General features: G+C 50.2%; 9 protein-coding genes and 1 tRNA gene. 7 read left to right on the top strand and 3 right to left on the bottom strand.

Translation table 11 applies throughout. The features are described from left to right. Window positions 1–11: 11 nt before the first annotated feature. From BUC30_RS13155 to BUC30_RS13160, 3 genes are all read left to right on the top strand, one after another. Window positions 12–5,831 (top strand): GLUG motif-containing protein, encoded by a 5,820-nt coding sequence (locus BUC30_RS13155; RefSeq protein ID WP_073425363.1) that lies wholly within the window; start codon window positions 12–14, stop codon window positions 5,829–5,831. Between the two features lie 116 nt (window positions 5,832–5,947). Further along, window positions 5,948–6,124 carry a hypothetical protein gene (locus BUC30_RS16155; RefSeq protein WP_170861547.1) on the top strand — a complete coding sequence of 59 codons (177 nt, stop codon included), beginning with the start codon at window positions 5,948–5,950 and terminating at the stop codon, window positions 6,122–6,124. Window positions 6,125–6,282: 158 nt separating this feature from the next. Continuing rightward, window positions 6,283–8,187, top strand: a complete 1,905-nt coding sequence (locus tag BUC30_RS13160; protein ID WP_073425365.1) for a SpoIIE family protein phosphatase — start codon at window positions 6,283–6,285, stop codon at window positions 8,185–8,187. 86 nt (window positions 8,188–8,273) lie between these two features. Here the strand turns inward: BUC30_RS13160 and BUC30_RS13165 are convergent. After that, a tRNA-His gene (locus BUC30_RS13165) sits at window positions 8,274–8,347 on the bottom strand. A gap of 92 nt (window positions 8,348–8,439) precedes the next feature. Then, window positions 8,440–8,796 (bottom strand): hypothetical protein, encoded by a 357-nt coding sequence (locus BUC30_RS13170; protein ID WP_014546294.1) that lies wholly within the window; start codon window positions 8,794–8,796, stop codon window positions 8,440–8,442. 220 nt (window positions 8,797–9,016) lie between these two features. Between BUC30_RS13170 and BUC30_RS13175 the strand changes: the two genes are divergently transcribed. Continuing rightward, window positions 9,017–9,772, top strand: coding sequence for a ComEC/Rec2 family competence protein (locus tag BUC30_RS13175; RefSeq protein ID WP_280168849.1), 756 nt, complete (start codon window positions 9,017–9,019; stop codon window positions 9,770–9,772). A 254-nt stretch (window positions 9,773–10,026) separates the two neighbouring features. Next, window positions 10,027–11,748 (top strand): beta/alpha barrel domain-containing protein, encoded by a 1,722-nt coding sequence (locus BUC30_RS13180; protein ID WP_073425369.1) that lies wholly within the window; start codon window positions 10,027–10,029, stop codon window positions 11,746–11,748. Between the two features lie 154 nt (window positions 11,749–11,902). Here BUC30_RS13180 and BUC30_RS13185 read toward each other — a convergent pair whose 3' ends face one another. Beyond that, on the bottom strand, window positions 11,903–12,649 hold the full coding sequence (locus tag BUC30_RS13185; RefSeq protein ID WP_073425370.1) for an acyl-[acyl-carrier-protein] thioesterase: 747 nt from the start codon (window positions 12,647–12,649) through the stop codon (window positions 11,903–11,905). 89 nt (window positions 12,650–12,738) lie between these two features. Between BUC30_RS13185 and aroA the strand changes: the two genes are divergently transcribed. Beyond that, on the top strand, window positions 12,739–14,067 hold the full coding sequence (aroA, locus tag BUC30_RS13190) for a 3-phosphoshikimate 1-carboxyvinyltransferase (RefSeq protein ID WP_073425372.1): 1,329 nt from the start codon (window positions 12,739–12,741) through the stop codon (window positions 14,065–14,067). Beyond that, the gene (locus tag BUC30_RS13195; RefSeq protein WP_073425374.1) at window positions 14,064–15,665 is read left to right on the top strand and encodes an extracellular solute-binding protein; all 1,602 of its coding nucleotides are present in this window, start codon (window positions 14,064–14,066) and stop codon (window positions 15,663–15,665) included. Before aroA ends, BUC30_RS13195 begins: the two co-directional genes overlap by 4 nt.

A 15,665-nucleotide genomic window follows, 5' to 3' on the forward strand; every position in this document is an offset into this window, starting at 1 on the left:
CGAGGAAAACCATGAAACCGCAATTCATTTTTACTGTTGTTTTATCGCTATTTGCGATTCACTCTTTTGCGGCTAACGGCACCATGAAAGGCGACGGTTCCGCAAGTAAACCGTTCCAAATCGAAGACTACGAAGACCTCAAGGCGATAGGCAAGGGCGCTTATCTGTACTCTTCGGATTACGTTCTGACAAAAGATATCGACGCTTCGGCCTCCAAGAACGAAATGTGCAACGAGGACGGCTGCAATGGCTTTATTCCTATCGGCAAGTACAAGGACGCTGCCGACAGTACTGTGTTTTGGGGAAATATCGACGGACAAAACCATACCATCAGCGATTTGATGATTTGGTTGCCTTGCAAAGGCGATCTCGGCTTTATTTCGTACTTGATCGGTTCTCTGCGCAACTTGAATTTTGACCGCTTGAGCGTGACGGGCGGAACAACGGATTCGCGGCATGTGGGCGGTGTCGTTGCGAAAGTGGCTGGCGTTCTCGAAAATGTGCACGTGAGAAACGGCTTTGTCCAAGGCGAAGAACGCGTCGGCGGCATCGCTGGTGCGACAATGAAGCTGATTGGATATTCCGATGTTTCTTCTAGCGTGAAAAATATTTCGTTCCAGGGTGAAATAAAAGGTAAAACTTGCGTCGGCGGCATTGTTGGCGAATCAGATCTTGTGATAAGCGATGCTGTTGCGAATGTGGATATCATTGCCACGAATGCATACGTCGGCGGCATTGTCGGGTACAATTTTGGTAAGATAATGAATAGCCGTGCTAGCGGTTCTATAACGCCTGCTTACGAAGAGGTGGATGATGTCGGTGGCATCGCTGGTTATTCTGACCGATGGGCGGCTATTTCGCTGTGTATTTCGGAAATAGATTTGCTGAATGTCACCCGTTCATCGACGGTTTACCGCCTTGATGAAGGCGTGGGCGGAATTGTCGGAACCAATCATGGCTCTGTGAGTGAGTCGTATGCCAAGGGAACTGTAGAAGGTACGGAGGATGTTGGCGGAATTGCTGGGGTGAGTTATGGCAGTATTCAGAACACTTTTGCCTTAGGCAGTGTCAAGGGCGTAGAATCTGTCGGCGGCCTTGTCGGTGGAAACGCGTATCATGCCTACGATGATAGCCATGGGTCTATTCTCAACAGCTATGCCGCCAATGTGGTCAAGGGCGAATTGGATGTTGGCGGCCTTGTCGGGTATAATAGCGAAAAGGTGGAACGCTCTTACTGGAATACCGAAATTTCGGGACTCGATACGAGTGCTGGCGGCACGGGGCTTACCTCTGCAAAGATGATGAAAATGGCTTCGTTTGCGGGCTGGGACGCTTTGGGTTATGAGGAATATGTTGTTGATGGTACGGATACTTGTAGCTATTATGAAGATGTGGGGGCATGCTATAGCCCTACCGGAAATTTTATTCATACTTGGAAAATAGACGAAGGTAAGTCTTTCCCATATCTTGGTGCGTTTTCTGTCTTGCCTGCGTCCAAGATTCCGCTTGCAGCTCCTACGTCTGCTGCTAAGTGGCAGGATCAGCCGAAAGTGGCCGCGAAGCTTGATGTTGACGAGGAATTGTTTGGTAAGTGGCTGAATTTTGCTCAGATAAACGAAACGAAAGATTCTATTTATCATTGGTATCGAATCGGCTATGCAGTTGGTACTGATACGGTCTGGGGAACGTCTAGCTACATGGCTGTTCCGAACAAGATTGAAATTTCGTCATACGATGAACTCAAGAAAATCGGAAACGATATCGCCTACCCGCTGGTCGCCTATTACGAGCTGACAAAGGATATCGATGCATCTTCTTCGAAGTTTACGCCGATTGGCGATAGCATTCACATGTTTACAGGATCGTTTGACGGTAAAAATCATACCATCAAGAATCTGGAAATAGATGAACCCAACCGTGACTTTGTTGGATTTTTCGGTGTGGCTGAAGGAGCGGCCATCAAGGATTTGAAATTCGTGAATGCGAAAGTGACGGGTTCATGGAATGTCGGTGTTTTGGCAGGCGAGTTGGATTTGTCCGAAGTCGTCAACGTAGTCTCTATCGACGGAAATGTTTTGGGGACTTCTTATGTGGGCGGCTTGATTGGTGCGACTCGTTCGGCTAAAATGGAAAAAGTTGGATCTACAGGTGCTGTCAAGGGTGGCGATGAAGTTGGCGGACTTATCGGAGCGTCGGCTTCGGTTATCGTAAATGCGTTTTCGGTGAATGTGGTTAGGGGCTTTGAAAATGTGGGCGGCGTGATTGGACTTTCGGATCAATTTGACGGCGAGTATTTGCAACAAAATATTTATTCTGCAAGTATGCTCAAGAGTCCGTACGATGAATATGGCCGAAAAGTTGCAAAGGGCATTATTGGCGGAAACTTCTTCGGTTCGGGTGAGGATATGAAATCTTGCTATTACGATAGCACGGTTGCTGCGCTTGGCAGAATAGACGGCTATTCTACCGAATTGATGTTGAAACAATCTACTTACGAAGGCTTCGACTTCAATTCTGTATGGGCAATCCAAGAAGGCAAATCTTATCCGTATTTCAAGGGCATGGACCCGATTTTGCCGGGAACGTTGAAGGACGACGGTTTAGAAAATGTTTTGGCGGGTGCAGGCACCGAGCTGAATCCCTATAGAATTTATAAATACGATGATCTCAAGTATATTGGCAAATACGAATACGGTCTTGATGCGTACTACAAACTAATGGGCAATATCAATGCCACGGTCTCGTTCAAGGAAAATTGCAATGCCGATAGCACTGTTTGCAAGGGCTTTGAACCGATTGGAAAATTCAGCGGTGTCTTTATCGGTAACAACAAGATTATTGCAGGCTTGAATATCAACCGCCCCGACGAAGATTCGGTGGGACTTTTCCGGGCTCTGGCGAAGGGTGCCAAGGTAAGCAACGTTGTCTTTGATACGGCTTCGTATCTTGGAGAAAGCTATTCGTATGGACCTGCGCGTACTAGGGGTGCCATCCGTGGTAAGAACTATGTCGGCGTCCTGGCCGGTGTCGATAATGGTGCTACGGTCGAAAACATCTTTATCAAGTATGATGTTTCTGGCGAAAATTACGTTGGCTCTCTTGCCGGTAAGAAATCTGCAGGCTCTGTCGTGAGGAGCGCTTCTAGATTCCTGGTCTCGGGCAAGGAAAACGTGGGCGGTCTCGTGGGCTTTTTGGGCGAGGCGAGTGTCGCGGACTGCTATTCGATTGCAAATGTCGTGGGAACAAAGAATGTCGGCGGCTTGGCGGGCTATTCGGACAATGCGACTGTGAAGAACTCGTTTGCCGCAGGTCAAGTCGTAGGCGATTCTAAATGGGGTGGCCTTGCGGGCTCTGACAACAAGTCGACCTACACCTCGGTCTATTATGATACGACACTCTGGTATGTTAATACGACGGCTGCGGGGGATCTCCGCAATACAACAGAGATGGTCAAGAAGGAAAACTACGAAGGCTGGGATTTCGATTCAACCTGGAAGATCGCAGCAGATTCGACTTATCCCTATTTGTCGTGGCTGACTAAGCCTTACTATATATCCAAGACAATGAAGGAAAAGATTTATCCGAATCAGGCTGTGGATCAGACCATGATGAAAATGGCCGGTTCCGGTACGGAAAAAGACCCGTTCTTGATCAAGACCTACGGAGACTTGAAATCAATCGGATTCGGAAAATACAAGTTGTCGGCCGTTTATCGCTTGGCCAACGATATCGATGCCACTGCTTCCAGGACGGATGAACGTTTTGCTGTCGGTGGAACAGGATTCAAGCCTATTGGTAAGTACGATGTGTTGGATGAATTCTGCAACTGTTACGGTGTTGTCCTTGGCGGTTACGCAAAACAGGATACCGGTGCTTTTACCGGCGAATTCCATGGTGGCGGCCATAGCATCGATAGCCTGTACACAGGATTTTGGGATAAAGAATACAAGACTGTAGGATTTATCGATACGGTTGCCAAATCTGCGGTTGTAGACAGCTTGACGTTCAAGGGCTATTCTGTCGGTCGCGAAGACTTTGGAATGAAAATAGGTGGCGTTGCTACGGTGAACCATGGTGCTATCCGGAATGTAGATGTCGACATTGTGATGGACAGTGTTTATCAAAGTGCGGGGTTCGTGTTCAGGAACTATGGTTCCATCGAGAATGTATCGGTTAAAGGAAAAATCAATGGTGGCAGACTCGTATCTGGCTTTGCACACTTGAATTACGGAACCATTGCCAATGCCAAAATCGATGCGCAGTGGATTGGGGGTGCAAGTGCCGCCGGTGTTGCCGCGCTGAACTGGGGAACCATCAAGAATGTTTCTGTTAAGGCGAACGTAAAGGAAAACTCTGGCTTCGTAGGTGGCATTGCCGGGTTAAATGCTCCTGGTGGAACGATTGATAAGAGCTCTGTGAATGTCGATGTATCTGGACAGAAATCATCTTCAGAAGGTTTCTCCATTTATTACGAAGATGGTGGGGAAATCTCGGTATATTATAACGTGCAAGGCGTTGCAGGCCTTGTCGCAGTCGATAGCGGAACGGTCAATAATTCTACGGCGTCGGGCGTTATCAATGCAAAAGGAGTCCTCTACGTAGGTGGCCTGATTGCTAAGGCTTACGGCAAGGGACTGAAGGGACTGCATGCATCCGTTGATGTTGTTGGAGATCATTATGTCGGCGGCTTGGTCGGCTTGAACGAAACAACTATTTCGGAATGCTATGCCACCGGAAACGCTGAGGGAACGGGAACATTCAGCTATTCTGGAGCTTTTGTTGGCCAGAACAAGGGCTTGGTTTTGCGCTCGTTTGCGACCGGAAATGCGTATAGAGCCGCCAGCTTTGTCGGCGGAAACGATGGAACCATCCGGCAATCTTATTCTACAGGAAATGTCGAAGGCACGGGCGGCTTTGTCGATAACAACCAGTCTGTAATAGAAGACTGCTATTCAACGGGTGATGTGCTTTCTATAGAACCGTACTATGGTTTTGGCTTTGCCGAAATCAACGGCAATGATGCAGAGGTAAGAGGATACGCTTCTGGAAGCGCGTATAAAGACGGAATCCATTTCTGCAATGGCTTGCCTAAAAGAACGAATCCCTCGGATGAGTATTACTATTTAGCCGAAGCCTGCAGCGATTCGCTGATGACAGGAAAGGGTTTGTCCGATGCACAGATGAAAATGCAGAAGTCTTTCGCAGCATTCAACTTTGACTCGGTTTGGTACATCGCCGAGGGCGTGAGCTACCCGCTGCTTCGTAACATGCTGAATCCGCCGGTTGTTTCAAATGGGGAACTTTTCTATAGCGAAAAGCCTCTTGCGGAGAATATCCGCGCCGAACTGCTTAAAAACGCCTTCGTGATGGATTCTGCGGCGAAAAAGGTGCTTAAGCTGGATTCTGCAAGTGAGGTCTTGCTCGATTCTCTGGAAAACGAAAAAGCTCCTTACGGAACGTATATCGTCTCTTACCGAGTGGGTGTGCTTTTCGATTCCGATACGCTCTGGAGCAGAATTGCCAAGGTAGAAATCGATATTGAAAAAACAACGGGTGCTCGCGTTCGCAATGTCGTGGTGATGCATTCCCTCGGTGCTGTGTTCCAAGGCGGTGACATCGCCGTGCGTTTTGAAATCCCTGCGGCTGCTGCGGTGAAATTCTCGCTCATCGACATGCAAGGTCGAGTGGTGAAATTGCTTGATCTTGGACAACATTCTGCCGGTACGCATTTTGAAACTCGCTCCGTCGAAAACCTGTCTCGTGGTCGTTATATCGGCGTGCTGCAAGTGAACGGCAAGGCGACCGAAAAAGTGATGCTCCTGAAAAAATAGTTCGCTAATTTTTGATTGACGATTCAATAGACCCGTGGGTTAAATAACCTGCGGGTCTTTTTTTCAAGATATTGCAAAGTGAGGTCAAATTGAGTAATTTTAGTTCGAGGTATCTTATGACTGTAGATATGAGCGATTTTGACAAGTCTATGGCAGTGTTTTCCAAGCAGGAACAAATTGCAAGGAAAATGCTTGCTAGAAATATGTCTCCTGAAGAAGTCGCTGAAGTGACGGATATCCCTTTGTATCTTGTCCATGAGATTAAAAAGGATATGGAGTTGGCGGAAGCTTAAGTGCAATCTCTTTTTTGTGATTTTGAATACCGGTCCTTGTGGCCGGTTTTTGCTTTTTGTGTGATATAGCTCCCATGGTTTAAAATCATGGGTTGATATTCCCCTCAAAAAATATATGTTTGCTTAAAGGTTCTCATTGGGGTATTCGAGGGGTTTTGATGAAATTGAATTTTCACAGTCTTGCGTTTAAACAGACTGTTTTGATATTGCTCGGCATCACGGTGATCTTTGTCGCGATGATTTTTATGCTTCAGCAGCAGGTCAGCTCGAGGATGTCGGAACTCATCATGGCACGTGGTCAGGAAATCAGTGAAAAGCACGTGTCTTCCATCGACAATATCTTTGAAGATAACGCCGCGGTTGTAAAAAACATTGTGGCGATGCTTGAACGTGGCGACTTGAGCAAGAAGGATATCGAGGAGTTTTTGCCGGCGGAATACGTGCGCACCCATGAAAAAAATCCGATTGCGTCTGCGCTGTTTATCGCCTATGAGCCCGAACGGAACGGTCGCGAGTTCATGCGCATCACGGGTCACGGTCTCGAGGGCAAGCTCATGGAGGTGAAGGACTACCGTGAAATGCCTTGGTACAAACAGTCCATCGAAACGGGCAAGGGCCAGTGGTACGAACCGTTTATTGGCGTCTATGCGGACCAGCCGGTGGCGCTTTATGCGATGCCTTTTTACCAGACTCTTCCCGACGGTTCTAAGAAATTCAAGGGCGTTGTCGGGCTTGATATTTTTGTCTCGTTCTTGCGTGATGCGGTCTCCTCGATAAATATTGAAAACTCGGGATATGCGTTTATCCTTTCTGCGGAAAGTAGGTTTGTAGCGCATCCGCGCGATGAATGGGTTTTCAAGGAATCGCTCCATTCGCTGGCGAAGGGTCATGAGGCGGGCTTGTCTGCTTTTGAGAGTGCGGTCCGCGATTTGCGCAGCGGACTTTTGCTCGGCAAGACGTTTAGTGGCGAAAAGGCTTGCATTTATTTTTCGCACATGAAGGTGGACGGCTGGATTTTCGGCGTCGTGTGGCCTGCGGATGAATTCTTTGCAAAACAACGTAAAATGGCGTCGGTGCTTGGCATCCTTGGCTTGGCAAGCTATATCTTGATGATTGTGCTGGTGCTTGTGATTTCGAGTCGTGTGACGCGACCGCTCAAGGCGCTTGCAGGGGTGGCAAAGCGTTTGGGACAGGGCGACTTTGACGTGGAGATTCCGCCGGTTGAAGGCAAGGACGAAATTGCGGAGTTCGCCGATGCGTTTGGTCGCATGCGTGATTCGCTCAAGGAAAATATTGAAAAGCAGAAGGGTGCCGAACGCGTGGCGAGCGAACTGGAAATGGCTCGCAAGATCCAGCTCGGGTTGCTTGCGCGTAGCGATGATGACGAGGGCGTGAAGGATGCCCGCCATTTGCTCTCTCCGTTTATTTTACCTGCAAAAGCGGTGGGTGGCGACTTCTATGACTTCTGCAAGGTCGATAAAGACAGGCTCGCCTTCTTGATCGCAGACGTGTCGGGCAAGGGTGTCCCGGCGGCGCTGCTTATGATGTCGGCACGCTCGATGCTCAAGAGCGTCTTGCTCGCGGGTACTTCGGTGGTGGATACGTTTAACGTTGTGAATGACCGCTTGGCGTTCCGCAATTACCTCAACATGTTCGTCACGGTCTGGATGGGAGTTCTTGATTTGCGTACGGGCGAAGTGGAATTTGCATGTGCGGGGCATAACCCGCCGGCGATTCGCCGTGCCGACGGTACGGTCGAGTTTGCAAAGAGCAAGCCCGGTCTTGTGATTGCCGCGATGGAAGGGACCCGCTACAAGCGCCAGACGCTCAAGCTGAATCCGGGCGATACGATTTTCTTGTACACGGATGGCGTGACCGAGGCGACGGATGCGAACGAGAATCTGTTTGGCGACGAGCGGCTCTTGCAGACGCTCCGTGATGCGGGCGACCTGGAACCTGCCGAAATTTGCCCGTTCGTGAAGTCCAGGATCGATGCGTTTGTGGGTGACGCCCCGCAGTTCGACGACATTACCATGCTCGCACTCAAGTTCGTGGGCGGTTGACGCTGCTGCGGGTGCGGGATGCCCGAAAGCTCGCGAAATATGCGCGTGAAATGAAAAAAGACCTTGCTTTCGCAAGGCCTTTTTCGGGTGGATGACCGGACTCGAACCGGCAACATCCAGAATCACAATCTGGGACTCTAACCAATTGAGCTACATCCACCATGTAGCGAGACCAAATATAAAAAAGCCATCCCAAATTTCAAGGGATGGCAACAACTTTTTTCTAAAAAATTTGTTTTTAGAGCGCTACGACTACTTTTTCTGCATGATTCGGAGGAAATTTGCACGCTTGAAGTCGTTTCTGTGTTCCATGCAGAAACGCGGGTACACGTACTGTTTCGGGAACATGCGGATCGTGAACGTGTTGTTGCAGCCTTCGAGGCAGCACTTGAATTCCAAGTCCATGGCTTCCGTGTAGTTGTGGCGGAAAATGATGTTCTTGGATTCGATGTTCTCGATATCCTTCTTTTGTTTTTGGCGCTGTTTGATGTCGCGGTGCAGTTCGCAGTACTTCGCGATCGGGTGACCCCAGAATTCACGGCCGCAACCGGGTTCCTGGCAGACTTTGAGCTTGATGCGTTTCTTCTTTTTGTACTTAGGTAATTGCATAGAGACCTCAATTAGTAGTAAAGATAATAAAAATTGGTCTTTTTGTAAAAAAGTTGAATTTTGCGAGAGAAAATTCGGACCAAAATCGCGAAAAAAGCGTGTTATATAAGCAGGAATAGTTAAAAAAAGGACGCTTATGAAGCTTTTTGGGATTTTGATTGTCGCGGCGGTGATGAACGGCTGCATGTATGTGAGCGGGTCGGCGGAGGGTGAAACGTCGATGCATGCGACGGCGATTGACGTGGGGCAGGGGCTTGCGGTGCTCCTCGAATATGACGGGCGCTATGCAATGTACGATTTCGGACCCGATTCGGTCGGCGTGGTGGATTCGCTTTTGGCCCGCGGGGTCGATACGCTCGAGTGGGTGGTGCTGAGCCATAACCATCGGGATCATATTGGCGGATTTTTGGAGCTTGCGGGGCGGGGCGTTTTTGTGCGGCGTCTGTACATGGGTCCGGATACAGCGGGCGCGTTCTTTCGCGATAGTGTGTTGCGGGTGGCGAGAGCGCTTGGAACGCCGGTGGATACGCTATTGCGAGGCGAGAACGTTAGCTTTGGGGGTGGGGCTAATGGCTTTGAAGTGCTGTGGCCGGCGAGCTATTTGCGCATGGGCGAGAATCGCGCGAGTGTGGTGCTGCTCGGGAAGTTTGGCGCAAGCAAGATGCTTTTAACGGGCGACCTAGATTCGGTGGGCGAGCGCCATGTGCTTGAGATGAATCCGACGCTTTCGGCAGAGCTTTTGCAGGTGGCGCATCATGGTTCGGCGGGGAGCAATACGTTAAGCTTCTTGTCGCAGGTGTCGCCGAAGTATGCGTTCGTGAGCGTCGGGACTGGGAATGGTTATGGGCATCCCGCACCATCTGTTGTACGTAAACTGAACTTGGTGCTTGGGGATTCTACGAAACTTTACCGCACCGATTTGCAGGGATCCATCCGCTTCGAACTCTCGCCGAGCATGGGCGTGCTTGTACCGTAGGGGAATATGTCATTCCCGCAGAACGCTGCCATTCCGCACGCCGATGCGGAATCTCCATCTCGTTTGTTGCGCTTTGTCCTCCCGGACTCCATGTCACCCCGGACTTGTTCCGGGGCGGGATCGCCATCTCGTCATCCTGAATGAGCATGTCATTCCGCATTCGTCATCCTGAAGGAACGAAGTGACTGAAGGATCCTGTTATTTTTTATATTGTTTTCATCGCATTTTGGGTATTCGCGAGGTTTTCGAGGGTTATGGTTCACAAAATTCACATCCCGGTGATGGGCATTTGCTATACGGCGGACACGCCGATTCGTGTAGCGCATTTGGGAATCACGTCGGTGATTTCGCTTGTGGATGATGGCCTCCTCGAAGAATACCGTATGGCTTATGCAGAACGCTTGGGCCTTGATTTGGGTTCTCCGCAGACAACCCGCATTGGGCGCATCCGTTCGTATTTGGATTTTGTTGCAGACGAAGTAGAACGCAAGTTTACGCGTCTTTGTGCGTGCCGCTTTGATGGCGGTAGCGACAAGGACCTTTATTTTCTGATGCTTCCGCTAGATTCTAGGCTCCGCGTGGAATACGATGGCATTTTTGCAAAGACGGGGCTTGCCCGCATTGCAGCCGAGGCGGCGCTCACCGAGAAAATGGAACCGGGTGAAATCCAGGCGAATATCATGGTCGGCTTGAATCATGACGAGGCTGCGTTTGATGCCGTTCGCGGCTTTGCCGCTTCGAAGGTGTCGGGCGCGCTTGTGCTCAGCGCGGGCGTGAACTTGTCCGTCTTCGAAGAGATTGCAAAGTGCAAGGACTTTTACAGGACGAGTACAAGACCTCCGAAAAAGAAGATTATTCTGAAAGTTTCGGATTACCGCTCGGCGCTCATTCAGGGCCGTTATTTGGCAAAGAAGGGCCTGGAAGTTTACGAATACCGCATTGAATCGGGCGTGAACTGCGGCGGTCATGCATTCTTTGAATCCAAGAAGTTATTGCTCGATGTTGTCCGGGAATTTGTCGAAAAGCGCAAAGAACTTTTCGAAACCACGCGCTCGATGATTGCTGCAAACGTCCCAGTGCAGGGAATTCTCCCGCCGCCGTCGCCTGCGCGGATTACCGCGCAGGGCGGGCTTTGCGCTCCTGAAGATATTGCTCAAGTCTTGTCGCTCGGGATTGATGGCGTGGGTGTGGGGACTCCGTTTTTGCTTGTACCGCAGGCGACCAGCGTCGATAAGGAAACGCGAAGATTGCTCATGAGCGCAAAGCCCGAAGATGTTTGCATCAGTCATGCGTCACCGCTTGGCATCCCGTTCGTGAATCTGCAAACATCGACGGCGGCAAGAATTTGTGAGCAGAAAATTCAGGAATACTTTGCTCCAGAATCTGAAAAGTCCGGAAGTCCAGAATTGAAGCCCGGATTCCCGTGTCGCCAGCATTACCTTTGCCAAAATATCCCCGGCTTTGACCATCCCATTTGCATGGCGTCTCGCGAGTACGTGATGCACCGTCTCGCTGAAATTGACAAGCTTGAACAAGAAGATATCGAGGCATGCAAAATGCAGTCGCACCATGCAGATGAAAATCATGAAAGGTCGCGAGAATCTAGTGCCGCTAATGCTTGTGAAAATTCAATGGCGGTAATTCGCAAAAAATACGACAAGCTTCGCCGTGTCACGCTTTCGCGTGAATGCATCTGCCGATTCCTTGGGAATGCCGGCCGCGAAGAAATCCGCGAGAAAAGCCCATCGCTCCATTACCAGCCGGAATGTGTTGCCGTCGCTCGTGGCTCGCAGCCTGCTCGCACTCGCGAACCGGTTACCATTTGCCCGAACCCGGATATCGGCTATTTCGACCGCGAATACACGCTTCTAGAAATGATGCAGCACCTCTACGGCACAGGCAAGCGCCTTACGCCCAAAGACAAACCAAGCGCCTTCGAAATTGAAGAACGCTTGCTGAAAACCGCGCTGTTGTAAATGTTCTGGATCCTGCTCCTACGAACCTAACTCTACTAAGGCAACAAGTTGCCAAGTATCGTATATCGACTTCATGCCTAGCGGCATTCCGCTCAGGATGACACGGGACGTTTCCTATTGCGTTTCCTTCCTACGGTCTACTTCCGACTATGTTCTAATCCGCAAAACCGATGCGCGCCTGGAAGTGGCATTGCGTCTTGTCGTCGGCGTTCATCCCAAAAATATATGCGTGATGGTTCGTGTTCTTGAAACGCACGATGTTCACCTTGCTGCCGAGCGGAATCTGCGAAATGTAGTTTATCTGTATTGAGCGGATCCTGCGGCTCTTGAGTTCCTGCGGGTCGAGCGAGTTTGTCACCCAGTCCACATAGCGGCAGTGGTTCACATGCTTATTCATGTCCAAGTCACTATACTTTGCAATTTCTGTCGCTACAATTTGCGGGTCTAGTTGCGGGTCCAAAATATCCATCATTTCGGGGAGCGCGTTCTTGCCCTGAACGAGCGGAATCGGGTACGGTGCGTTGGCCGGGTTTTCGGCTTTTCCGGTCTTCATGTTCACCAAGAGCCACGAAGAAGTCGCCTGCGCGATGGAATGCCCCTGCGCATCGAGGATGGAATAATCTTTAAGACAAACTTTGTCCTTGATGATGTCCTTTGCCCATGTGGAAATGGAGAGCTTTTCGCCCCAGACCGGGTGGTGCAACAGGCGAATCTTCAGTCGCGTGATGACCGTGGTGTAGCCTGCCTTCATCATCTTCCATATCCCAAAGCCGTTCTGTTCGGCATCGGCGATGGCGGTTTCTTCCATGAACAAGAAGAGATTTGAAAGTTTGAGTCGGCTGTGGTGGTCGCAGTCCGAGAAACGCACTTCAAAATTTTTGGTAGTGACTTCCGGTTCCATGATATTCCTCACGTGGTTATGTGATTTTCGACATGCTTTCGCTGTACCCGAAAAAACACGGTATGATAATAATGTATAATTTTTCTTGTATGAACGATTCTCAATTTCGCCCTAGTTTTAAACAGCTTGACGCTTATCATTCTTTTAGTGGATCTATCCGTGTTCCGGGGTCCAAAAGCATTACCAATCGTGTGCTTTTGATTTCGGCCATTGCTAACGGGACAACTCGCTTGCACAACCTGCTGCGTAGCGACGATACCCGCTATATGGGCGAGGCTTTAAAACGTCTTGGCGTGAAGGTTGATTTTTCGGACGATTATACGGATGCTGTTGTTGAAGGTCATGGCAAGCCGTTTGATGCAGGCAATTTCCCGGTTGAGCTTTATCTCGGGAACGCCGGTACGGCGATGCGCTCCTTGACGGCCGCACTTTCGCTTGGCTGGGGCAAGTTCATTTTGCGCGGTGAAGAACGCATGGGCGAACGCCCGATCCGCGACTTGGTCGAGGCTCTCAGTACGCTTGGTGCCGACATCAAGTATTTGGAATCCGAAGGTTACCCGCCGGTCCGCATCAAGGCTGATGGTCTCAAGGGCGGCGATGTGAGCGTTCGTGGTAACATTTCGAGCCAGTACCTCACGGCCCTTTTGATTTGCGCTCCGTACTGCAAAACCCCGCTCCACATCCATGTGGAAGGCAAACTGATTTCTGCACCGTACATCGAACTCACGCTCGATGTGATGAAGTGCTTTGGCGTGAATGTGCGCCACAATGACCTGACGGACTTCTATGTGCCGCAGGGCGTTTACCAGAGCCCTGGTGACTACTATGTAGAGAGCGATGCAAGTTCTGCCACTTATCCTCTTGCCGCTGCCGCTATTTCTGGCGGTGAAGTGAAGGTCTTGGGAATCAGTGAAGACAGTATCCAGGGCGATATAGCCTTTATCGATGTCCTGAAGCGCATGGGTGTTGATGTTACTCCGAGCGTGGAACCCAGTGGCGAAAAGTGCATTATCTGCAAGGGACCTAAAGATCGCCGTTTGCGTAGCCTTGGCGATTTTAGCGCTGTCGAAATTCCGGATGCTGCCATGACGCTTGCTGTGCTTGCTCTGTTTGCGGATGCTCCGACGACGATTCGCGGCATTGGTAGCTGGCGTGTGAAGGAAACTGACCGCATTGCTGCTATGGTTGCAGAACTCCGTAAGGTCGGTGCGACCGTCTCCTCTGACATGGATTCGATTACGATTGAGCCGCCGAAGGAACTGCAACCGGCGACGATTGAAACTTACAATGACCACCGCATGGCGATGTGCTTTAGCCTTGTCTCGCTCGGTGGCGTGCCCATCAAGATTCTCGACCCTGCGTGTGTGAACAAGACTTATCCCCATTTCTTTGAAGATTTCGGAAGACTCGCTCAATGATAAGCCTCGTCTCGAAGATACTTGCCACAAGTTATGCTCGGCTCGCGATCTGCGCTGGCCTCGTGTTTGGCGCTCTTGCTGCCCCCGCTACGGCGGCGACTTCGGCAGACACGCTTTCGATTTGGGTCATGGACAATGGCCTTGGCTCGAAGAATGCGATGAAGCGCCTTGTGAAAAAGTTCTATCGCGAGACGGGAATCCCGGTCAAGCTGACATCGCTTAGCTGGGGTGAAGCGTTCAGAAAAATCACGTTCACGTTTGCTGATTCGAACGATGTCGCTCCTGATGTGATTCAGCTCGGTTCCACGTGGGTTCCGCATTTTGCAGCGGCAGGCACTATTCGCCCTATCGACAACATGATTTCGATCATTGATACGGCGCGATTCTTGGGCGAAGGCCTCCGCAGTTCGCATATTGCAGGCCGCCCTGAAACTTATGCGGTGCCTTGGTTTATCGATGTTCGCGGCTTTTTCGTCAACGAACGCATTTGGCGCGAGCTCGGTTTGGAGGATTCCGATTTTGAATCGTATGCGCATGTGCTTGGTGTCTTGAAGACGATTGCAAGTTCGGATTTGACGACAGAAGTAGGCGTCAAGGTAACTCCGTTTACGCTTCCCGGAAAAGATGACTGGGCGGGTCAGCAGTGCATGGCGCCGTTTGTCTGGAGCCATGGTGGAGATTTCGTAGTGCCCGCAGGCAAGGGTTATCGCAGCGCACTCCTGGATTCAAACACGCTTGTCGGGCTTGCGCTTTATGCCAATATCATGGGCGATGCGCAAATGGCGCCTCATAGCTTGTACGAGAATTCATCGGACAATGCCGAAGGCTTTGTGCGTTCGGAACGCGTAATCCACTATGGAACATCGGAACTGATCAAGCAACTGGAATATCCGGAAGAAGTCGGCGGTCTTGCCAATTCAGCGATTGCAAAGGATGGCATCAAGGTCTTGGAACTCCCGGCGGGTCCGCATGGAAAATTCTCGTTCATGGGCGGTAGCCACTTGGCGCTTGGCAACAAGAAGGATACATCCAAGTATGCGCTTGCCGAACAGTTGCTTGCTTACATGCTCCGCGCCGACAACATTGATGCGTTCTCGCGTCAGGTCGGGTTCTTGCCTGCAGACCGTAGCATTCTCCACATCTGGAATCGCGATTCGCGTTATTCCAAGCTTGTCGCAGAACTCGAGCACAGCCGTAGCTTCCCGAATATCCCGGAGTGGGGCGAAGTCGAGAAAATCCTGATCGATCTTTCGAACGGCATGGGGGCATTGTTTAAAAATACGAAGCATCGTAAAAAACGCAGCGCCGCCCTTGCGCAGATGGTCTATGAAGCTAATGCCAAAATCAATGAGATTTTGAATTATCCCGATAGCTTGAATGGCTCTGAACGGATGCACTGGGCTCAGCACATCTTTTTGCAGGATTATAGGGAAATTTATCCGAAAAGCTCTGCCAATATCATTGGTCGGAGTGAGCTCCCGTCGGCAGATGAATTTAAGAGCTGGCTTGTTTCTTCCAAATACTTGCTCGCCTCTCTTGGTGCCGGTTTTTTGGTGGTTTGCGTAATTGTCGCTTGCTTTAGAAGAAGAAAAAAGTGA

Origin of the sequence: Fibrobacter sp. UWB7 (genome assembly GCF_900142945.1) — a bacterium.
Taxonomy (GTDB): domain Bacteria; phylum Fibrobacterota; class Fibrobacteria; order Fibrobacterales; family Fibrobacteraceae; genus Fibrobacter.